The sequence below is a fragment of the Streptomyces sp. NPDC051913 genome, from assembly GCF_044593635.1.
GTDB lineage: Bacteria > Actinomycetota > Actinomycetes > Streptomycetales > Streptomycetaceae > Streptomyces.
In genome coordinates this window covers 58963-78228 of the sequence record NZ_JBIUCI010000014.1, presented here as the reverse complement: position 1 = coordinate 78228, position 19266 = coordinate 58963, and the positions used below count along the sequence as shown (strand labels likewise).

Annotated in this window: 17 protein-coding genes; 9 read left to right on the top strand and 8 right to left on the bottom strand. The window is 68.9% G+C overall.

Annotation, left to right across the window (positions count from 1 at the left end; genetic code table 11):
- The first annotated feature begins 38 nt into the window (after positions 1-38).
- From ACIHIX_RS34310 to ACIHIX_RS34290, 5 genes are read left to right on the top strand one after another with little or no spacing between them, the layout of a single operon-like run.
- Complete coding sequence (locus ACIHIX_RS34310) at positions 39-872, top strand: alpha/beta fold hydrolase (protein WP_399963127.1); 834 nt, start codon at positions 39-41, stop codon at positions 870-872.
- Between the two features lie 19 nt (positions 873-891).
- A complete protein-coding gene (locus tag ACIHIX_RS34305; RefSeq protein WP_399963124.1) occupies positions 892-1461 on the top strand; it encodes an alpha/beta fold hydrolase in 570 nt (189 codons plus the stop codon).
- Between the two features lie 22 nt (positions 1462-1483).
- The gene (locus ACIHIX_RS34300) at positions 1484-1798 is read left to right on the top strand and encodes an alpha/beta fold hydrolase (protein ID WP_399963122.1); all 315 of its coding nucleotides are present in this window, start codon (positions 1484-1486) and stop codon (positions 1796-1798) included.
- Positions 1795-3327: an FAD-dependent oxidoreductase gene (locus ACIHIX_RS34295; protein WP_399963120.1), complete on the top strand. Its 1533-nt coding sequence runs from the start codon at positions 1795-1797 to the stop codon at positions 3325-3327. The genes ACIHIX_RS34300 and ACIHIX_RS34295 overlap by 4 nt, the downstream gene beginning before the upstream one ends.
- A 59-nt stretch (positions 3328-3386) precedes the next feature.
- On the top strand, positions 3387-4121 hold the full coding sequence (locus ACIHIX_RS34290) for a hypothetical protein (protein ID WP_399963118.1): 735 nt from the start codon (positions 3387-3389) through the stop codon (positions 4119-4121).
- Here the strand turns inward: ACIHIX_RS34290 and ACIHIX_RS34285 are convergent.
- A complete protein-coding gene (locus ACIHIX_RS34285) occupies positions 4010-5518 on the bottom strand; it encodes an MFS transporter (RefSeq protein WP_399963116.1) in 1509 nt (502 codons plus the stop codon). The two genes, ACIHIX_RS34290 and ACIHIX_RS34285, sit on opposite strands and share 112 nt — an antisense overlap.
- 174 nt (positions 5519-5692) lie before the next feature.
- Here ACIHIX_RS34285 and ACIHIX_RS34280 point away from each other — a divergent pair, with 174 nt between their 5' ends.
- Positions 5693-6358 (top strand): TetR/AcrR family transcriptional regulator, encoded by a 666-nt coding sequence (locus ACIHIX_RS34280; RefSeq protein WP_399963114.1) that lies wholly within the window; start codon positions 5693-5695, stop codon positions 6356-6358.
- A 296-nt stretch (positions 6359-6654) separates the two neighbouring features.
- Here the strand turns inward: ACIHIX_RS34280 and ACIHIX_RS34275 are convergent, their stop codons facing one another.
- The 5 genes from ACIHIX_RS34275 to ACIHIX_RS34255 form a co-directional block, all read right to left on the bottom strand.
- Complete coding sequence (locus ACIHIX_RS34275; RefSeq protein ID WP_399963112.1) at positions 6655-7326, bottom strand: response regulator; 672 nt, start codon at positions 7324-7326, stop codon at positions 6655-6657.
- Positions 7323-8663, bottom strand: coding sequence for a sensor histidine kinase (locus ACIHIX_RS34270; RefSeq protein ID WP_399963110.1), 1341 nt, complete (start codon positions 8661-8663; stop codon positions 7323-7325). Before ACIHIX_RS34270 ends, ACIHIX_RS34275 begins: the two co-directional genes overlap by 4 nt.
- A 25-nt stretch (positions 8664-8688) precedes the next feature.
- Positions 8689-9570, bottom strand: coding sequence for an ABC transporter permease (locus tag ACIHIX_RS34265; RefSeq protein ID WP_399963108.1), 882 nt, complete (start codon positions 9568-9570; stop codon positions 8689-8691).
- Positions 9570-10499, bottom strand: a complete 930-nt coding sequence (locus ACIHIX_RS34260) for an ABC transporter ATP-binding protein (protein WP_399963106.1) — start codon at positions 10497-10499, stop codon at positions 9570-9572. Before ACIHIX_RS34260 ends, ACIHIX_RS34265 begins: the two co-directional genes overlap by 1 nt.
- Before the next feature lie 327 nt (positions 10500-10826).
- Positions 10827-11348: a transposase gene (locus tag ACIHIX_RS34255; protein WP_399963104.1), complete on the bottom strand. Its 522-nt coding sequence runs from the start codon at positions 11346-11348 to the stop codon at positions 10827-10829.
- 454 nt (positions 11349-11802) lie between these two features.
- Here ACIHIX_RS34255 and ACIHIX_RS34250 point away from each other — a divergent pair, with 454 nt between their 5' ends.
- Complete coding sequence (locus ACIHIX_RS34250) at positions 11803-13215, top strand: non-reducing end alpha-L-arabinofuranosidase family hydrolase (protein ID WP_399963102.1); 1413 nt, start codon at positions 11803-11805, stop codon at positions 13213-13215.
- A 36-nt stretch (positions 13216-13251) separates the two neighbouring features.
- The gene (locus ACIHIX_RS34245) at positions 13252-14358 is read left to right on the top strand and encodes a ricin-type beta-trefoil lectin domain protein (protein ID WP_399963100.1); all 1107 of its coding nucleotides are present in this window, start codon (positions 13252-13254) and stop codon (positions 14356-14358) included.
- 13 nt (positions 14359-14371) lie between these two features.
- Here ACIHIX_RS34245 and ACIHIX_RS34240 read toward each other — a convergent pair whose 3' ends face one another.
- Both ACIHIX_RS34240 and ACIHIX_RS34235 read right to left on the bottom strand, forming a co-directional pair.
- A complete protein-coding gene (locus ACIHIX_RS34240; protein WP_399963098.1) occupies positions 14372-15583 on the bottom strand; it encodes an RNA-guided endonuclease InsQ/TnpB family protein in 1212 nt (403 codons plus the stop codon).
- Between the two features lie 339 nt (positions 15584-15922).
- Positions 15923-16645, bottom strand: coding sequence for a FadR/GntR family transcriptional regulator (locus ACIHIX_RS34235; protein ID WP_399963096.1), 723 nt, complete (start codon positions 16643-16645; stop codon positions 15923-15925).
- A gap of 356 nt (positions 16646-17001) precedes the next feature.
- Here ACIHIX_RS34235 and ACIHIX_RS34230 point away from each other — a divergent pair, with 356 nt between their 5' ends.
- The gene (locus ACIHIX_RS34230) at positions 17002-19233 is read left to right on the top strand and encodes an alpha-L-fucosidase (protein WP_399963094.1); all 2232 of its coding nucleotides are present in this window, start codon (positions 17002-17004) and stop codon (positions 19231-19233) included.
- The last annotated feature ends 33 nt before the right edge of the window (positions 19234-19266 follow it).

Sequence of the window (19266 nt, the reverse complement as noted above, 5' to 3'; positions counted from 1 at the left end):
CTTGACACGACTACCTTATCGGTAACAGTGTAACCATTATGAGCACCTGGTCTGAGCCGCAGCCCGATTCCCGGTTCGTCGTGGTGGGTGGATTGCGGATCCACTACAAACGCGCCGGCGGCGGCCCGGCACTCGTCCTGCTGCACGGCAGCGCGTCGTCGCTTCAGCACTTCGACCGCGCGGCAGACCTGCTGTCGGAGTCGTTCGACGTCATCCGCCCCGACCTGCCGGGGTTCGGCCTGACAGGCCCTCGCATGGACCGCGACTACCGCATCCCGGCCTATGCCGCGACGGTGGCGGACTTCCTGGAGACGTTGGGCGTGCCGCGCTACGCGGTGGCGGGCAATTCACTGGGCGGCAACATCGCCTGGAACCTCGCGCTGGACCATCCGGAGCGGCTGTCCGGCCTGGTGCTGGTCAATGCCACCGGTTACCCGGAGAAAGAGGTACCGGCAGGCATGCGCCTGACACGCAACCCCCTACTGCGCCCCCTGTTGCGGCGGGTGATGCCGCGCGGCGCCATCGAGCGCAACCTGCGCTCGAACGTCGGCTCGCACTCGACGATCGTGGACGACGCCCTGGTGGACCGTGCCCACCAGCTCATGAACCGGCCCGGGAACCGCTCCGCCTTCGTCGACCTCTGCAACACGGACCAGCCCGACCGCAGCGCGCACATCCCCCGCATCACGACACCCACGCTCGTACTGCGCAGCGCGGGCATCGACGGCCAGCACTTCACCCGTGACATCCCCGGCGCCGCAGAGCTGGTGCACCCCCACGGCGGTCACCTGCTGCCCGAAGAGGATCCCCACTGGGTCTCGGACGCGATCGCGAAGTTCCTGCGCTCCTGCACCGACACCCCCACGCACTGAGGCCAAGGAGGCCCGTTCCATGAAGTACTTCGTCGCGCAGGGCGAGGACCGACGGCTCACCGTCGAATCGCGGCAAGCTCTGCGCGGCAGTTTCGTCGAACTCTCCGACGGCGTCACGCACTACGAACTGAAGGGCCCCGAGGACGGCGAGATGGTCGTGATGGCGGGCGGCCTGACCATCCCGCTCTTCTACTGGGACGGCCTCGTCACCGAGCTGAACGCCCGCGGGCTGCGGACTCTGACCTGCAGCGCGTACGGCCGCGGCTACTCGGACCGGGTGCGGGCGCGATACGACGAAACCCTCTTCGCGCGACAGCTGACCGAGTTGACCGAACGGCTCGGCCTGACCACGCGCCCGTTGCATCTCGTGGGAACCTCCATGGGCGCACTTGTCGCCATGACCTACGCCCGCCCGGCACCCCTCGTCGGTGTCCACCCTGACCATCGTCGGCCCCGCCGGTCTCGCGAAACCGCGGCCGACCTCCCCTCACCGGATACTGGGCAACGATCTGCTGGCCGGTATCGTCGCCCGGCGGCGCGGCCGCCGGATACTCCAGGGGCACCTCGGGCACAACGTCCGCGACCCTGAGCTCGGCTCGAAACTGACGGACATGGTCCTCGACGCCTTTCGCTTCGAGGGTTCGCTGTACGCGGTCTTCGACACGCTGCAACACCTGCCGGTCTCCGGTCGTGACGACCTCTTCCCTCAGACGGGCGCGCTGGGTATTCCCACGCTGCTCCTGTGGGGCGACGAGGACGACGTCACGCCCCTGGCCCACCTCGACACGGCGCGCGCCCTGCTGAGGCCCCAGCATCGTCATGTGATTCCCGAGTGTGGGCACATGGCCCCATTTGAACGCCCGCGCCACGTCGCCGATCAGATCGTCCCGTTCGTGGCCGCGCGCACCGAAAGGCTCGACTCATGAACCACCCGCAGCAGGTCATCGACGTACTGGTCATCGGTGCGGGCCCTTCGGGCTCCGCCGTGGCCATCGACCTCGTACGGCGGGGACTCGACGTACGGATCATCGACAGGTCTCCCCGCGCCTTCGAGGGGTCCCGCGCCAAGGGCGTCCAGCCCCGCAGCCTCGAAGTCCTCGAAGACCTCGGTGCCCTCGACGAGGTGCTGGCCGGCGGCAGCACCTATCCCAAGCTCGGGATCCATGCGGGCCCCCTCGCCGTGCCCTGGAAGATGTTCACCCACCGGGACGCGACCCCTGACGTCCCCTACCCGAACACCTGGCTGATCCCTCAGTTCCGCACGGACCGCGCACTGCACACCCGGCTCAGCAGACTCGGCCGTGAGATCGAGTTCGGCAGGGAACTGACCGAGCTGGCACAGGACGAGGACAGCGTGGTCGCCAAGGTGACGGACGCGGACGGCACCGAGGAGATCGTCGCCCGGTACGTCGTAGGCGCGGACGGCGGTTCCAGCGCGGTGCGCAAGCAACTCGGCATCGGGTTCGTCGGGACGACGCACGAGAGCGACCGGATGCTCATCGTCGATGCCACCGTGACCGGTCTGGCCCGCAACCGGTGGCACATGTGGCCCGGCCTCGGCGGCAAGCGCATCGGCGCCTGTCCGCTCCCCGGCAGCGACATGTTCCAGTGGATGATCAGCCTCGGGCCCGACGAGGAACCGCCCTCGGACAAGGACGACATCCTCCGGCGGATCCACTCCCACACCCGCGACCGGCGCATTCAGCTGCACGACATCCACTGGACGTCGGTGTTCCGACCGAACATCCGCCTGGCGGAACACTATGGCCGGGGACGTGTCTTCCTTGCCGGTGACGCCGCGCACGTCCACACCCCGGCCGGTGCCCAGGGCCTGAACACCGGCATCCAGGACGGCTACAACCTCGGCTGGAAAATCGGTCAGACCCTCGCCGGGGCGAGCGCGGCACTGCTGCACACCTACGAGGCCGAGCGGCAGCCGATCGCCGCCGGGGTCCTGGGCCTGTCCACGGCGAAGTGGGGCGGCATCGCCAAGCTCGACCCGTCGAGCATGAAGCGAGGCAAGGACGAGCAGCAACTCGCCCTGACCTACTACGGCGGCCCGCTCGCCCCCGCCGACGGCATGCGCACCGAGACCCTGCGCGTGGGCGACCGCGCCCCCGACGCCGAGCTGCTCCGCGCCGACGGGACCGGGACCCGGCTGTTCGACATCTGCCGCGGGCCGCACTTCACCGCCATCGCCTACGGCGCGGGTGCCGCCCGCGACCTCGCAGAGCTCCCCTGGCCGACAGCCGGCGCTCAGCTGAATCGGCTGACGGTCGGGGCGCGTGCCGCCGACAGCCTCACCCTTACCGACCCTGAGAACGCGCTGAAGGACGCATACGGCCTGGACGCCGACACTCTGCTGCTGATCCGTCCCGACGGCTACATCGGGCACATCGCCACCCGGGACTTCCTCACCACCACACAATCCGCCGCGCGGGCAATGACGCCATAGGCAAGGAGCCGCACCATGTCCCAGCAGAGCCGCACCTCCTCCGGACGACGGTCCACCGCATGAGCCGCGTACTGCTGCGCGGGGCGCAGGTCATCACGATGGTGCCGGGCCGCCCGGACGCCGAGCACGCCGATGTCCTCGTCGACGGTGCCCGCATCGCCGCCATCGGCGAGAACATCGAGGCACCCGACGCCGAGGACGTCGACTTCTCCGGCCGTATCCTCATCCCCGGCCTGGTCAACGCCCACCTGCACACCTGGCAGACAGCGCTGCGCTCCGCAGGCGCCGACTGGACGCTCATGGAGTACCTCACCCACCTCCACGGCGAATGCGTCGGCCACTACACCCCGGCCGACATGCACATCAGCAACCTGGCCGGCGCACTGAACCAGATCAACTGCGGCACGACCACCGTGGGCGACTGGTGCCACAACGCCCTCTCGCCCGAGCACGCCGACGCCGCCGTGGAGGGACTGGCCCAGGCAGGGATCCGTGCCGTCCCGGCTGCGTCAGGTTCCCTGGTCGCCGCCCACGATGGCCACGTCGAGGTCGACTCGCCCCCTCGCCAGGGCGCCACCTTCCGGATCCTGCTCCCCCCGGCTCAGCGACGAGTCCACCGCGCCGGTGCCGGAAAGCGGCTCGCCGGACGTCCGGCGAGCCGCTCCGCAAGGGTATGGGGACCTCACATGTGCACCACGGGTGCGGCATCCGCGTCCACGGCGGGCGCCCCACGCCGGTACAGCAGCACGCTGACGACCAGCCCCGCCACGAAGAACGCGGCCGACCACCAGTAGGCGGTGGAGTAGGCCTCCAGACTGGCCTGGGCGACGACAGCGGGGTCCTTGGGGTTCCTGTCGGCCAGATAGTCCGTGGCGGCGCTGGTGGAGAGGGTGTTCAGCAGGGCGGTACCGAGGGAGCCGCCCACTTGCTGCATGGTGTTGACGGCCGCCGAGGCTACACCGGCGTCCTCCGCGCCCACGCCTGCCGTGGCCAGGCTCATGGACGGGGCCATCACCAGACCGAGTCCGAGGCCCGCCACGACCAGCGGGGGCAGGACGTCCGTGGCGTAGCCGCTGCCCAGATCCAGCGCGGTGAGCCAGACCATGGCGGCCGCGGCCATACCCATCCCCAGCGGCACCACCGGCTTGGGCCCGAACCGGGGGATCAGCGCGGTGGAGGCCAGGGTGGAAGCGAGCATGAGCCCGGCGACCATCGGCAGGAAGGCCAGCCCGGTCTTGACGGGGGTGTAGGCCAGGCTCTGCTGGAGGTAGTAGGTGAGGAAGAGGAAGACACCGAACATGCCGGCGCCGGTGATGAGCACGGAGATGAACGAGGCGCCCCGGTTGCGGTCGAGCAGGATCCGCAACGGCAGCAGCGGGTGGGCCGAGCGCGTCTGCCACCAGGTGAAGGCGGAGAGCAGCGCGGCTCCGGCGAGCAGGAAACCCCAGGTGGCCGAGGAGTCCCAGTCGTGGCTCTCTGCGTTGGAGAAGCCGTAGACCAGGCAGAACAGACCGCCGGAGACCAGAACGGCACCAGGGACGTCAATCGTCACGCTCTTGTCGCGCCGGGCACGCTGGAGCAGCAGCGCACCGCCGACGAAGGCGACGCCTGCGAAGGCGAGGTTGACGTAGAGGGTCCAGCGCCAGTCGAGGTACTCGGTCAGCACGCCGCCGAGGAGCAGCCCGATGGCACCGCCCGCACCGGCGATGGCACCGTAGACGCCGAAGGCCTTGGCGCGTTCCTTGGTGTCGGTGAAGGTCGTGGTCAACAGGGACAGGGCGGCCGGGGCGAGCAGCGCGCCGAACAGACCCTGCGCGGCCCGGGCGACGATGAGCATCTCGAAGCTGCTCGCGGCCCCGCCGAGCGCGGAGGCACCGGCAAAGCCCACAAGACCGACCAGGAAGGTCACCTTGCGGCCGAAGAGGTCGGCAATCCGACCGCCGAGCAGCAGAAGGCTGCCGAAGGCGAGCGCGTAGGCGGTGACGACCCACTGCCGGTCCCCGTCGGAGAATCCCAGGTCCTTCTGAGCGGACGGCAGAGCGATGTTCACGATCGTCGCGTCCAGCACGACCATCAGCTGGGCGACGCCGATGACGGCAAGGATCCACCAGCGGTGGCGGTAGGACGGATGACCTGACGACAAGGCGGTGACGGCCGGACCGGCGGCCGTGTCGGTGGGCTTCCTGGGCATGGCGAGAACTCCGAAGCGTGGGCGAGGGGAGTGCCTTACGTGCTCGGCGCACTGGACCGACACACATCTTGACACCTGTCAGATTACAGATATTCTGACAGGTGTCAAGTACTGATCCGAGACCCCTAAGATGGCCTTTCACAGTCCGGGTCACAGAAGGAATCGGAGGCAGGGGTGGGCGTGAGAGCCGAATCCACTCGACGCCCGGGCCGCCCCGGCGCGGACACTCCCGCAATACCCGACGAGGAGAGCATCCTGCTGCGCGGCTTGGAGGCCTTCGCGGAGCTCGGGTACGACCGCGCCTCCGCGCGCGAGTTGGCCCGCCGCCTGGGCGTGAGCCACAACTTCATCAACGACCGGTACGGGTCCAAGGCCGCGTTCTGGCGGGCGGTGATGGACGCCGCCCTGGGGGCGCAGCTGGCGAGCATGCCTCAGGTGGACACATCGGTCGACGACGCCGAGTACCTGCGGCGAGTCATCACAGGCTTCTACCGGTCCGCCGTGGACACCCCCCTGATCGGACGGGTCGTCGTCGCCGAGTTCGCCCAGGACACCGAGCGGCTTGACTACCTGTACGAGCACTACTTCACTCCGACCCTGCGGCTCATGACCCCCAGCATCGTGCGGCTCGTGGCCGCCGGGCGTATGGCACCCGTCCCGATGGACGTGCTGTTCTTCGCCGTCGTCCCGCCCGTCTCGGGCATGATCGACACCCCGCTGGCGAGACGCCTCGGCAGACCGGAATCCGCCTCGCCGGAGCAACTCACGGCCACGGCGGAGTCGTTGGCGGCCCTGGTGGTCAACGGCCTGCTCGCGACGGGGACGGCGGACCCCTCCTGAGGGTGACACGGCACCGCGCCCGTCAGGCGGCCGGCCGGACCAGCCCGGACTCGTACGCCACCGCCGTGAGCACATCACGTTCGCGTTCGGTGAGGATGCCGAGACGCGGCCTGTGGCTGAACGGACGACATCGACGAGAGCGCGGGTCAAAGCCAGGGTGATCACCGCGCCGGTGGCGGCAACGACTCGGATGGCCACGGTCAGTTCGTCCGGAGCGGCGTCGTCGAGGAGGAACCCGCGTCGGCCCCGCTCGCCGCCTCGCCCACGACCGTCAATTCGTACTCGGCGGACAGCGGCTACTGCGGCTTCGCCCGGACCAGCCCGACGTCGTAGGCCATGATCACGGCCTGGATCCGGTCACGGGCTCCGATCTTGGCGAGGACCCGTCCGACGTGCTTCTTCACCGTGGATTCGCTGAGCACGAGGCGCTCGGCGATCTCCGTGTTGGTCCAGCCGTTGCCGATGGCGACCAGTACCTCTTGTTCGCGGTCGCTGAGGGCTCTCAGACGAGGATCCTGAGGCCCGGAGGCGTGGGCCGGGGCGAGGACCTGGTGGGCGTAGGCGTCGAGCAGGCGCCGGGTCAGTCGGGGGGCCACGACGGCGTCGCCGGTCGCGACCGCGTGAATCCCGGCGACGAGTTCCTCGGGGCGGGCGTCCTTGAGCAGGAAGCCGCTGGCGCCGGCCCGCAGTCCCTCGTAGGCGTACTCGTCCAGGTCGAAGGTGGTGACGATGAGGACGCGGGTGCGGCCGCCGGACGCGACGATGCGGCGGGTGGCCTCGATGCCGTCCATGCCGGGCATCCGGACGTCCATGAGGACGACGTCGGGGCGGAGTTCGGCGGCCATGCGGACGGCCTCGGCGCCGTGTTCGGCCTCGCCGACCGATTCCAGACCCGGAGTGCCTTGCAGGAGCATGCGGACGCCCAGGCGCTGGAGGGGCTGGTCGTCGGCGATGAGGACGGTGGTCATGACAGGCGCTCTCCCGGCGGTACGTCGAGCACGACGTCCACGAGCCAGCCGTGGCCGGTGTCGCGCGGTCCCATGGTGACGGTCCCGCCGTACATGGCGGCTCGCTGGCGGATGCCGACCAGCCCGTGGCCGGGGCCGTCTTCTTCCGTCGCCGGCTCGGCCCGCGGGAGGGCCCCGGGCGGGATGCCCGTGTCGGTGACCCGGATCCGTACCTCGCTCCCCTCCGCGGCGAGGGTGACGTCGGCGGACGTGCCGGTCCCGGCGTGTTTGAGGGTGTTGGTCAGCGATTCCTGAACCACGCGGTACACGGTGAGCTGCACCCCGTCGCCCAGGCCGTCGAGGTCGCCCACGGTCCGGTAGGTGACCGTCACCCCCGCCGCCCGGACCCGCGCCAGCAGGGCGTCCAGATCTCGGATGCCGGGCTGCGGGCCGAGCAGCCGTTCGTCGTCCTGTTCCTCGCGGAGCACGCCCAGCATGCGGCGCAGTTCGCTCATGGCCTGTCGGCCGGTGTCACCGAGGACGCGCAGGGCCTCGGTGGACTGCTCGTTCCGGTGCGCGGCGAGGGTCGCGGCACCGTCGGCGACCGTGACCATGACCGAGAGGTTGTGGCCGACGATGTCGTGCATCTCGCGGGCGACCCGGGCGCGCTCGGCGGCGGCGGTGAGCTTGACGCGCTGGTCGCGTTCGACCTCCAGACGCTGGGCGCGATCCTCCAACGCCGCCAGATACATCCGGCGGATCCGCAGGGTCAGCCCGACGGCCACGGCCGCCGTCGCTGTTCCCAGCAGGAAGAACAGGCCGCGCACCGGGTTCCCGATGTCCACCAGGAAGCAGACCGCCACCGTCGTCTCGGCGACCGTGACCGCCGCTGCCCAGCCCAGCGTCCGCAACGAGCCGTGCAGGGCCAGGGAATACAGCGCGACGAGCGTACTGATACCGGCTTGCTGCCACACCCCGAAGGACCACTGGACGAGCGACACGGACGCGATCACGAAGAAGGTCACGGCCGGGGCCCTGCGCCGCCACCACAGCGGCACGATGAGCCCCGCGGTGAAGAGGTACAGGAGGCCGTCCGGCCCCTCATTCCGGTGCACCGCCTCCCCGAAAGGGCCGTGGCTGGTCCCGGAGAGCAGGTCGGGCAGGCCGATCAGGACAACGGCCAGTACCACCGCCGTGTCGAGCAGCCACGGATGGCGGCGGTCCAGCCGCTGCCGGTCCTGCTGACCGCGCCACATGTGCCCCAGGACGGGGTGCGCCCAGTCGGCGTCGAACCCGGGTGGCGGGAGCGCCGCCCCCCGGGTGTTGTCCGCGGCGACTGCCGCGCGTTCCGCGCTCATGGACACCATTGTCCTCATGCCCTGGTCAGGCGTCGGTCTTGCGGAGCCGGAACGCCGCACCCACGAGGGCGATCGCCACCCAGCCGGCGAAGACCGCGAGCCCCGCGCCCGGTGAGAGGGAGTCGGAGGACTCGTGCAGGGCGTAGACGGCCGACCCGGCGTTGCTGGGGAAGTAGGGGCTGAGCGTGTCGTACCAGGAGTCGGGCAACAGCGATGCCAGACCGGGCAGTACGAGCAGGATCCCGACGAGGGCCGCGATGGCACCGGCGGAGGAGCGGATCAGCATGCCCAGAGCCACACCGAACACGGCGACCAGGCCGAGGTAGACACCGGCGCCGGCCAAGCTGCGCAGTACACCGTCGTCGCCCAGGGAGAGCGCGATCTTCTCGCCGTCCAGGCCCGGGGTGCCCAGCTGGAACGCGGCCAGCGCACCGACGGTGGTGAGGATCAGGGCGATGGGCCCGATCACGGCCGCCTTGGACCACAGCACCGGCAGCCGGCGAGGCACCGCGGTGAGGGTGGAGCGGATCATGCCGGTGCTGTACTCGCCCGCGGCCAGCAGTACCCCGAGGACGCCGATGGCGAGCTGTGCCAAGGAGACTCCGCTCAGAGCCAGGCTGACCGCGTCGCTGTCACTGCCTGAGCCCGGTCCTGGTGGTCCGGAGGTCGCGACCGCGTCAGGACTGTACGTATAGCTGGCGATCGCCCCGAAGAGGACGAGCAGGAAGGCGGCGACGCCCAGGGTGATCCAGCTGGAGCGCAGCGACCAGAACTTGGCCCACTCCGAGCGCAGAACCCGGATGCCGGTCACCTGGTAGGACGTCCTGCGCGCGGAGGGAGTGTGGGGATCGGGCGCCGCGGACACCGGTTGGCGCCTTCCTGGACGGCGGAGTGCGGTCGTAGGCATCAGGCGGCCTTTCGTTCCGTGCCGGCCGGAGCACTCTGGTACTCGACGACGTCGCGGGTGAGATCCATGAACGCCGCCTCCAGAGAGACGGCCTGCGGGGTCAGTTCGTAGAGCGGTATTCCGTGCTGCGCGGAGATGGCGCCTATCTCTCGAGCGTCGCGCCCAGTGACCAGCAGTTCCTCGGAGGAGGAGGAACTGATCGTGACGTGTGGGCCGGCCAGCAGCGAACGCAGCCGGACGGCCTCCCCGGTCACGACCTTCACGCCGCCACCGCTGGCTTCCCGGGTGAACTCGTCGACCGTGGTGTCCGCGAGCAGCCGGCCGCGCCCGATGATCACGAGATGGTCGGCGATCAGCGCGGTCTCGCTCATCAGGTGCGAGGAGAGCATCACGGCCCGCCCCTCGTCGGCCAGCCCACGCAGGAGATTGCGCACCCACAGCACGCCCTCGGGGTCAAGGCCGTTGACCGGTTCGTCGAGCATGACGATCGCAGGGTCACCGAGGAGCGCCGAGGCGATGCCGAGCCGCTGGCCCATGCCGAGCGAGAAGGCGCCCACGCGCTTGCCGGCCACGCTGGTCAACCCCGCCAGCTCGATGACCTCCTCGACACGCTTGCGTGAGATGCCGTGGGTGTACGCGAGCGCCATCAGGTGGTTGAAAGCGCTGCGCCCGGGGTGGACGGACTTGGCCTCCAACAGCGTGCCGATCTCGTGCAACGGCGCGGCGTGCTGCGCGTAGGAGCGTCCGCTGACGGTGACCGAACCCTTGGTGGGTGAGTCCAGGCCGACGATCATGCGCATGGTCGTCGACTTGCCCGCTCCGTTGGGACCCAGGAAGCCGGTCACCTCACCGGGCTTGACGGTGAAGCTCAGGTTGTCGACGACCGTCTTATCGCCGTACCGCTTCGTCAACTCACGCGCTTCGATCATGGGAATGGGCCTTCCTGCCTCGGACGTGGACTGGGCGCGGATGCCCGCGGCGTCCTTCTTCGAAGCTAGGAGCGCACCAGGTCAAAACCCTGGGACCGGAGGGGAATCTTCGGTGCCCGAGTGGTACTGCGGTACCACTCGGCGGACCGCGCCGAGGTGTCTCAGCGGAGCCGGTGATGCCTTCGCGAGGGATCGTGATGGCCACGCGCCTAGTAGTGCTTCGTTAGGTTCTGGTTCTGCTGGCGGTGAGGGGGCGGCCGCAGGTGGTGCAGGTGCCGTCCCAGTACTGCAGCAGGTCCTGTAACGCGTCGAGGACTTGGTAGAGACTCAGGCTGTCGTGAGGGCTTTTGGGTCGTAGCGCCGCAGAGTGAGGAAGGCCTGTGCGGCAGTGACGAGGGTGACGTGGTGGTGCCAGCCGCGCCAGGTGCGGCCTTCGAAGTGGTCCAGGCCCAGGCCGTGTTTGAGTTCGCGGTAGTCGTGCTCGATGCGCCAGCGCATTTTCGCAAAGCGCACCAGATCGGCGATGGGGGTGGTGGCGGGCAGCGTGGACATCCAGTAGCCGGTGGGCTCGGCTGCCGTCGCGGGCTGTTCGACCAGCAGCGTCCGCAGGGGCAGCACCCCGTCCCATCGGCTGCGTCCACCGGCCTGTTCCTGGGCGGTGCGGGTGGCTTCCTTGCCCGACGGTCGCACTCGGAGCACCGCAAAGCATGAGGTCATCGGCCCTTTGCTGCCCTGGCGCCAGGTGACCGTCTCGAAGCAGGCGTCCGCCCCGGCCAGCTGGTGCAGGGGGCGGGCCGGCTCGCGGTATCGGGGCAACGTGGACGGGCCCGCGCCCAGGTAGGGCGGCACAGACGGGACGGCACCGGCCGGGCGGGCGATCTCCTCGGGACATCCAATGTCTGACTCGACCCCAGGGCATCAACCGGACACAAATCCGGAAGCAGGCGCCATTTTGTGTCGCAACTCTAGACACAGGCAACGCCCATGCTCGTTAATCCATCCCATGTATCGAGGGAATGGGCCACCGGTACCGAGACCCCTATGAATGCCAAGCCTCCTGGCCTAGGCGGGCTGCCGCCCGAGCTTTCGGCGCGTCAGTTCTCGCCTACGTGGCCGTCGGTGGTGAACCGCGAGGGACCGGGGCCACGGCGATATCGGGTCCTGGTCGCTCTCCGCTCTTCCAACTGCCCGACCCTTCGACCGTCGTTCGGTGGATCAAACAACGAATCAACGTCGCAGTACGCCTGTCCAGCAGCCCCTGACGGGGCCGACCGGAGCCGCTCACTCAAGGGATGAGGTCCCCATGCACAGACGTACGTTCAGCCGCAGGCATCTGCCCATGGCGCTCGCGGCCCTGGTCGCCTCCGCGGCGACGCTCGTCACCAACCCGGCGCAGGCCGCCACCAGCGGCGCCCTGCGCGGCGCCGGTTCCGGCCGATGTCTCGATGTGCCGGGCGCCAGCCAGACGGACGGCACGAACCTGCAGGTCTGGGACTGCAGCAGCGGGACCAATCAGCAGTGGACACTGACGGACGACAACCAGCTGACCGTGTACGGCAACAAGTGTCTCGATGCACCCGGCCACGCCACCACCGCCGGAACCCGGCCGGTCATCTGGTCCTGCAACGGCGGCACCAACCAGCAGTGGCGGGTCAACTCCGACGGCACGATCGTCGCCGTGGAGTCCGGGCTGTGCCTCGACGTCAGCGGCGGCGCCACGGCCAACGGCACGGCGGTGCAGCTGTGGAACTGCGCCGGCGGCAGCAACCAGAAGTGGACCGGTCTGTCCGGCGCACCCAACTCGTGCTCTCTTCCGTCGACGTACCGGTGGAGCTCGACCGGCCCGCTGGCGCAGCCGGCCAACGGGTGGGCCGCGCTCAAGGACTTCACCACCGTGACGTACAACGGCAGGCACCTCGTCTACGCGACCGCCTCTGACGGCTCGTCGTGGAAATCGATGGGGTTCAGTCCCTTCACGAACTGGTCGGACATGGCGTCGGCAGGCCAGACCCAGATGAGCCAGGGCGCGGTGGCGCCCAAGCTGTTCTACTTCGCGCCCAAGAACATCTGGGTGCTCACCTCGAACGGGTGGGGCACGCAATGGCCCTTCGTCTACCGCACGTCGAGCGACCCCACCAATCCCAACGGCTGGTCCGCGGCGCAACCGCTGTTCACCGGCAGCCTCCCCGACGGCAGCGCGATCGACCCGACCATGATCGCCGACGGCCAGGGCATGCACCTGTTCTTCGCCGGTGACAACGGCAAGATCTACAAGTCGAGCATGCCGATCGGGAACTTCCCGGCCAGCTTCGGCTCTTCGTACACGACGGTCATGAGCGACACGGTGAAGAACCTGTTCGAGGCGCCGGAGGTCTACAAGGTCCAGGGCCAGAACCAGTACCTCATGATCGTCGAGGCTCGGGGGACGACGGAGCAGCGCTTCTTCCGCTCGTTCACGGCCTCCAGCCTGAACGGTCCGTGGACCCCGCAGGCCGCCACCGAGAGCATCCCCTTCGCCGGCAAGGCCAACAGCGGAGCCACCTGGACCAACGACATCAGCCACGGTGACCTGGTCCGCAACAATCCCGACCAGACCATGACCATCGACCCCTGCAACCTGCAGTTCCTCTACCAGGGCCTGTCCCCCAACGTCGCGCCCGGCACCCCCTACATCCAACTGCCGTACCGGCCGGGCCTGCTCACCCTGCAGCGCTGACCCGAAGCGGCAACCACTCGCAGAAGAGGACACCGCATGAGAAAGCCCTGGATCCTGTCCCTGCTCACCCTCGTCGCTGCCACGCTCGGGGTGACGGCGGCGGGTGCAACCGCGGCCTCCGCCGCCCCCAACACCCCTTTACGCGTGATGCCGTTGGGCGATTCGATCACCTGGGGTGTGGGGAGCAGCACGGGTAACGGCTACCGAGGACCGCTGTTCAACCAGCTTGCAGCGGACGGCCACCCGCTGGACTTCGTCGGCACGGTGCGGGGCGGTTCGATGTCCGACCCCGACAACGAGGGCCACTCCGGATACCGCATCGACCAGATCGCCGCCCTCGCCGACGCATCGCTGACCCGCTACCGGCCCAACGTGGTGACGCTGCACATCGGTACCAACGACCTCCAGGGGGCATCCGAGGTCGACAGTGCCATCACCCGGCTGAGGTCGCTGGTCAACCAGGTCACCGCCGACGTCCCCGACGCAACCGTCCTCGTCGCCTCCCTGGTCGTGTCCACCAGCAGTTCGGAGGAGCGGTGGCGGGGCACGTACAACCAGGCCGTCCGCCGGATCGTCGGCGACGCACAGGCCACCGGCAGACATGTCGCATTCGTCGACATGAGCGGCCTGACCACGGCCGACCTGGCCGACTCCCTGCATCCCAACGACGCCGGTTACCAGAAGATGGCCGACGCCTTCCACCGCGGCATCCAGGCCGCGGACGGCGCGGGGTGGCTGAGGAACCCCGCGCCCGCCCCCGCACACATTCAGTCCGGCATCGCCGGCAAGTGCATGGACGTCAACGGCGCCAGTACCGCCAACGGGACCGCCGTCCAGACGTGGAGCTGCGGCAACGGAGCCAACCAGTACTGGTCCGCCTACACCGACGGGACCCTGCGTTCCATGGGCAAGTGCCTTGACGCCGCCGGCGGGGCCGTCGCCAACGGCACCAAGACGCAGCTGTGGAGCTGTCACGGAGGCGCCAACCAGGTCTGGCAGCCGTACAACGGCGGCTACCGCAACCCTGCCTCCGGACGCTGCCTCGATGTCCCGGCCTCATCCACAGCCGACGGCGCGCAGCTGCAGCTGTGGGACTGCCACGGAGGCACCAATCAGAAGTGGACCACTCTGACCGCCGGTTGACTTCCTCCCCCGCCTAAAGGCGGGGGATTCCAGCGGTCGCCCGCTGGGGTTCCTGCTTCATCGACGACCGCCCCGTCCGGGAGGACTCCCGTTGAGGTCTTACACCGTCTCCACAGGCAGACGCCGCCAGCCCGGCGGCCAGAATGTTACGTGCCGCGTTCACGTCGCGGTCATGCACGGCGCCGCAGTGCCCGCATGTCCACTCGCGGACGTTGAGCGGCAGCTTCCCGGTGACCGTGCCGCAGGCCCCGCAGAGCTTGCTGGAGGGAAACCAGCGGTCGATCACCACGAGTTCACGCCCATACCAGGCACACTTGTACTCCAGCATGGACCGCAGGTCCGTCCAGGCCGCATCCGAGATGGCGCGCGCGAGCTTGCCGTTCTTCAGCAGGTTGCGGACGGTCAGGTCCTCGATCACGACCACTTGGTTCTCGTGGACGATACGCGAGGTCACTTTGTGCAGGAAGTCCCGGCGCCGGTCAGCGATCCGCGCGTGGATCTTGGCGACCTTGCGCCGGGCCTTCTCCCGGTTCGCGGAGCCCTTCGCCTTGCGCGACAGCTCCCGCTGTGCACGGGCAAGGCGGGCGCGGTCGCGCCGCTCGTGCCGGGGATTGGCCACCTTTTCCCCGGTGGACAAAGTCACCAGCGAGGTGATCCCGGCGTCCAGGCCGACCGCCGCATGCGCGGCGGGAGCCGCTGCGACAGTGTCCTCGCACAGCAGGGACACAAACCAACGGCCCGCTGCATCCCGGGAAACGGTCACCGTGGTCGGCTCCGCACCTTCAGGCAGGGAGCGCGACCAGCGGATGTCCAGGGCTTCAGCCATCTTGGCCAGCGTCAGCTTCCCCTCGCGCCAGGTGAAGGCGCTGCGGGTGTACTCAGCCGACGCCCGGGACTTCTTCCGGCACTTGTAGCGCGGGTACTGCGCACGCTTGGCGAAGAAGTGGGCGAACGCCGTCTGCAGATGACGCAGCGCCTGCTGGAGCGGAACCGAGGACACCTCGCTCAGGAAGGCCAGTTCCTCCGTCTTCTTCCACTGCGTGAGCGCGGCCGAGGACTGCACGTAGGAGATACGGCGCTGCTCGCCGTACCAGGCCCGGGTGCGCTCCTCCAGCGCCTTGTTGTACACCAGGCGGACGCAGCCGAACGTGCGCGACAGCTCAGCCGCCTGCTCATCCGTGGGGTAAAAGCGGTACCTGAACGCCCGCTTGACCTGCCGCGCCATACCTCACACCCTATCAACTCCCATATAAACAGCAGGAGTCGGCCGGTGAGCGGTGGGCGGCGCCAGTCCGCACCGGCGGCGCACCGACGCCCCCTGCCCCGCTCCGCAGGAGCTTCGTTTCTCCCCCGCAAGCGGGAGGTACCCCCACCCCGGCCTGAAGGCCGGGATATCCACGAAGGAAGGCCCCGATGACCTTCCCTCCCGGGGCTCGGGCTCGCCCGAGCCCCAGTTCCGGGGGGGAACATCAACGGCGTCCACCGCACCCATCGACTGGCCCGCGGGTTCCCGCGGCCGTCGACCCCGCGGACGTGTCAGGGCGTGGCGTGGGGCGCAGCGTCCTCACTGCCCCGCGGTCGTCCCGGAGGCTGGAGGTTCTCCGGCTCGCAGGTGTCCCTTCAGCCACTGCTCGGTGTTGCTCACGTGCAGCAGTGCGGCCGCCTGGCTGAGGGTGGCGTCGCGGGTGGACAGGGCGTTGTAGATCGCTTCGTGCTCGGCGAGGGTGCGGTCTCCGGCCTTGTCGTCGACCAGGCCGCGCCAGATTCGGGCACGCAGGGTTCGGCCCGAGATGCCTTCCAGGAGGGTCAGGAGGGTTTCGTTGCCGGTGGCCAGGACGACGGCTCGGTGGAAGGCGGCGTCGTGGGCGTTGAGCTGTTCGACGTCGTCGCGCGCCTCACGCATGGCGTCCAGATGCCGCTTCACCTCGGCCAGTTGGTCGTCGGAGATCCGGGTGGCGGCCAGGGCCGTGGCCATCGGTTCGAGGAGTCGCCGTACCTCCATGAGGTCCTGGAGGGCGACGGCGTCGCCCTGCAGAAGCTCGACCGCGCCGCCGAGCCCTTCCAGAAGCACACTCGGCTGGAGGCTGGTGACATACGTGCCGTCGCCGCGTCTGACCTCCAGCACACGTGCCACGGCCAGTGCTTTGACCGCTTCGCGGGCGAGGTTGCGGGACAGGCCCAGTTGGGCGGCCAGGTCCGGCTCCGGCGGGAGCTTCGAGCCCGGCGGCAGTGCTCCCGTGCGGATCAGTTCACGGATCTGCTCGATCGCCTTGTCCGTCAGCGACACCGCGCGTCCCTCCCCTCAACGCCCCGCGAGCACGTCCGACCTGTTCGGAGTCCTCGTGCCGAGGGTGACGTTGATGATAGTGGGGTGCGGGTGCGGGAAATCGATCACCGCGGCCGGCTGGCCGTGGGCCTCGCAGCCCCGACCGCAATCCGAGCTCGTCGTGCACGGCAGAGCCTCCAGACATGCCATGTCTAGGCGACCTCAATACGCAAACAATCGGGATGAGTTAGACAAATCCCACTCGCCAGCAACCGCATTCATCCCTGCACGCTGGTTGACATGCCCCGGTTACATGAACGACCTTCATGCGTGACACTGCGCTCCCCCTGCCCCCCTTCCGCATCAGGGATGTATCCATGTCGAGCTCGATCAACAGACGCCAGTTCCTGGCCTCCGCAACCTGCGTGGCCGCGACGGCCGTTGCCGGAGGTGTGCTCAGTGCCGGTGTCGCCGAGGCGGCGCCCAGCACGTACACGCCCGACTGGAACTCGGTGGACCAGCACCCGCCGTCCCCGGAGTGGTTCCAGGACGCGAAGTTCGGGATCTACTTCCACTGGGGCGTCTTCAGCGTCCCCGCCTACGACAACGAGTGGTACCCGCGCAACATGTACGACGCCGGAAGCAACGCGAACCGGCACCACATCGCGACCTACGGCCAGCCGTCCGCCTGGCCGTACCACAACTTCATCAACGGCGCCGAGGACCTCGCGGGCAACACCGTGAAGTTCGCGCCGAAGCTGAAGTCGGCCGGCGGGAAGTTCGACCCCACCGAATGGGCGCAGCTGTTCGTCGACGCCGGCGCCCGCTTCGCCGGACCGGTCGCCGAGCACCACGACGGCTTCTCCATGTGGGACAGCCAGGTCAACGAGTGGAACTCGGTGGACAAGGGCCCCGGCCTCGACCTGCTGGGGCTCTTCTCTACGGCCATCCGCGCCAAGGGCCTCAAGCTGCTGGTGGCCATGCACCACGCGTACAACTTCACCGGCTTCTACGAGCACGTCCCCGCCCAGACCGACCCGAGCCTCAAGAAGCTTTACGGGCAGCTGGGTTCGGCCGCGGAGAACCAGCTCTGGTTCGACAAGCTCAAGGAGGTCATCGACCGCGCCCAGCCCGACATCCTGTGGCAGGACTTCAACCTTCAGGCCGTCGACGAGCAACAGCGCCTCAACTTCCTGGCCTACTACTACAACCAGGCCATCGGCTGGGGCCGTGAGGTCGTCGCCACCTACAAGGACGGGATGAACGGCAAGGGCGAGGTCTTCGACTACGAGCGCGGCGGCCCGGCCGACCTCACCACCCCGTACTGGCTGACCGACGACAGCATCTCCAGCAGCAGCTGGTGCTACACCCAGGGCATCGGCTACTACAGCATCGAGCAGATGCTGCACTCGTTCATCGACCGGGTCAGCAAGAACGGCAACATGCTGCTGAACATCGCGCCCATGGCCGACGGCACCATCCCGCAGGCGCAGAAGGACATCCTGCTGGGCATCGGTGACCACCTGAGGCGTTTCGGCGAGTCGATCTACGCGACCCGCGCCTGGACCGCGTACGGCGAGGGCCCGACGAAGATGGGCGGCGGCTCCTTCACCACCCCGCACGCCGGGACGGCGCAGGACATCCGCTTCACCCGCAACAAGGCCGACAACGTCCTGTACGCCACCGTCCTTGGGTGGCCCGGCAGTTCACTCACGATCAAGACGCTCGGCTCGGAGCGGATCAACCTCTCTTCGCTGACCTCGGTGAAGCTCCTCGGCTCCACCGTCGGCACCTACATCGACCTGCCCGCACCGGCCCAGAACTCCTCCGGCCTCGCCATCACCCTGCCGTCCTCGGCGCCGTACAGCGCGGGCGCCTATGTGCTGAAGCTCGCCTTCTCCGCCACGATCCCGGGCCTGCGGCCGCTGACCGGCGCTGTCGCCTTCGCGGACGTCAACTACACCGGCAAGTCCGCCGTGCTCACGGTCGGCGACCACACCGCGGCCGATCTGACCACGGCCGGGCTCGGCCCGGGCATCCTCTCCTCCCTCCGGCCCGCCCCCGGATACCAGGTGATCGGCTACTCCGGGGACACCTTCACCGGCACCGCCTGGACCTTCACCGCCGACAACCCCGACCTCCGGGTCACCGGCAACAACGACCGGATCACCTCGCTGAGGGTCCAGTTCAACCCGGCGACGCACTTCCGGATCACCAATGTCACCAACGGCCTCGCCCTGGACAGCGGAGGGGACGTCGCCTCCGGATCCGACCTCAAGCAGTGGACCTGGGACGGCAGCCCCAACCTGCAGTGGGACGCGGAAGCGGTCGAAGGCGGCTACTACAAGCTGGTCAACCGCACCAACGGCATGGTCGCCGACGGCTGGGGTGCCACCGCCGACGGCTCCGCGGCCCGGCAGGCGCCCTGGAACGGCGGCACCAACCAGCAGTGGAAGATCACCCACCGCGGCGGCGACCGCTACTCGATCGCCAACCGCACCACCGGCCTGGTCCTCGACGGCGGCGGCAACGTCAGCTCGGGCTCCCTCACCAAGCAGTGGACGTACGGCAGCAGCACCAACCTGCTGTGGACCTTCACCGCGCAGTGACCGGCAGCACCACGGTGTCGCCGATACGGCGGC

What these genes read in the sequence shown, in the direction of transcription:
- ACIHIX_RS34265 (WP_399963108.1), bottom strand. Translation starts at nt 9,570, where the DNA reads ATGCCTACGACCGCACTCCGCCGTCCAGGAAGGCGCCAACCGGTGTCC.
- ACIHIX_RS34305 (WP_399963124.1), top strand. Translation starts at nt 892, where the DNA reads ATGAAGTACTTCGTCGCGCAGGGCGAGGACCGACGGCTCACCGTCGAA.
- ACIHIX_RS34240 (WP_399963098.1), bottom strand. Translation starts at nt 15,583, where the DNA reads ATGGCGCGGCAGGTCAAGCGGGCGTTCAGGTACCGCTTTTACCCCACG.
- ACIHIX_RS34290 (WP_399963118.1), top strand. Translation starts at nt 3,387, where the DNA reads ATGAGCCGCGTACTGCTGCGCGGGGCGCAGGTCATCACGATGGTGCCG.
- ACIHIX_RS34270 (WP_399963110.1), bottom strand. Translation starts at nt 8,663, where the DNA reads ATGAGCGCGGAACGCGCGGCAGTCGCCGCGGACAACACCCGGGGGGCG.
- ACIHIX_RS34300 (WP_399963122.1), top strand. Translation starts at nt 1,484, where the DNA reads ATGGTCCTCGACGCCTTTCGCTTCGAGGGTTCGCTGTACGCGGTCTTC.
- ACIHIX_RS34230 (WP_399963094.1), top strand. Translation starts at nt 17,002, where the DNA reads ATGTCGAGCTCGATCAACAGACGCCAGTTCCTGGCCTCCGCAACCTGC.
- ACIHIX_RS34275 (WP_399963112.1), bottom strand. Translation starts at nt 7,326, where the DNA reads ATGACCACCGTCCTCATCGCCGACGACCAGCCCCTCCAGCGCCTGGGC.
- ACIHIX_RS34260 (WP_399963106.1), bottom strand. Translation starts at nt 10,499, where the DNA reads ATGATCGAAGCGCGTGAGTTGACGAAGCGGTACGGCGATAAGACGGTC.
- ACIHIX_RS34245 (WP_399963100.1), top strand. Translation starts at nt 13,252, where the DNA reads ATGAGAAAGCCCTGGATCCTGTCCCTGCTCACCCTCGTCGCTGCCACG.
- ACIHIX_RS34295 (WP_399963120.1), top strand. Translation starts at nt 1,795, where the DNA reads ATGAACCACCCGCAGCAGGTCATCGACGTACTGGTCATCGGTGCGGGC.
- ACIHIX_RS34310 (WP_399963127.1), top strand. Translation starts at nt 39, where the DNA reads ATGAGCACCTGGTCTGAGCCGCAGCCCGATTCCCGGTTCGTCGTGGTG.
- ACIHIX_RS34285 (WP_399963116.1), bottom strand. Translation starts at nt 5,518, where the DNA reads ATGCCCAGGAAGCCCACCGACACGGCCGCCGGTCCGGCCGTCACCGCC.
- ACIHIX_RS34250 (WP_399963102.1), top strand. Translation starts at nt 11,803, where the DNA reads ATGCACAGACGTACGTTCAGCCGCAGGCATCTGCCCATGGCGCTCGCG.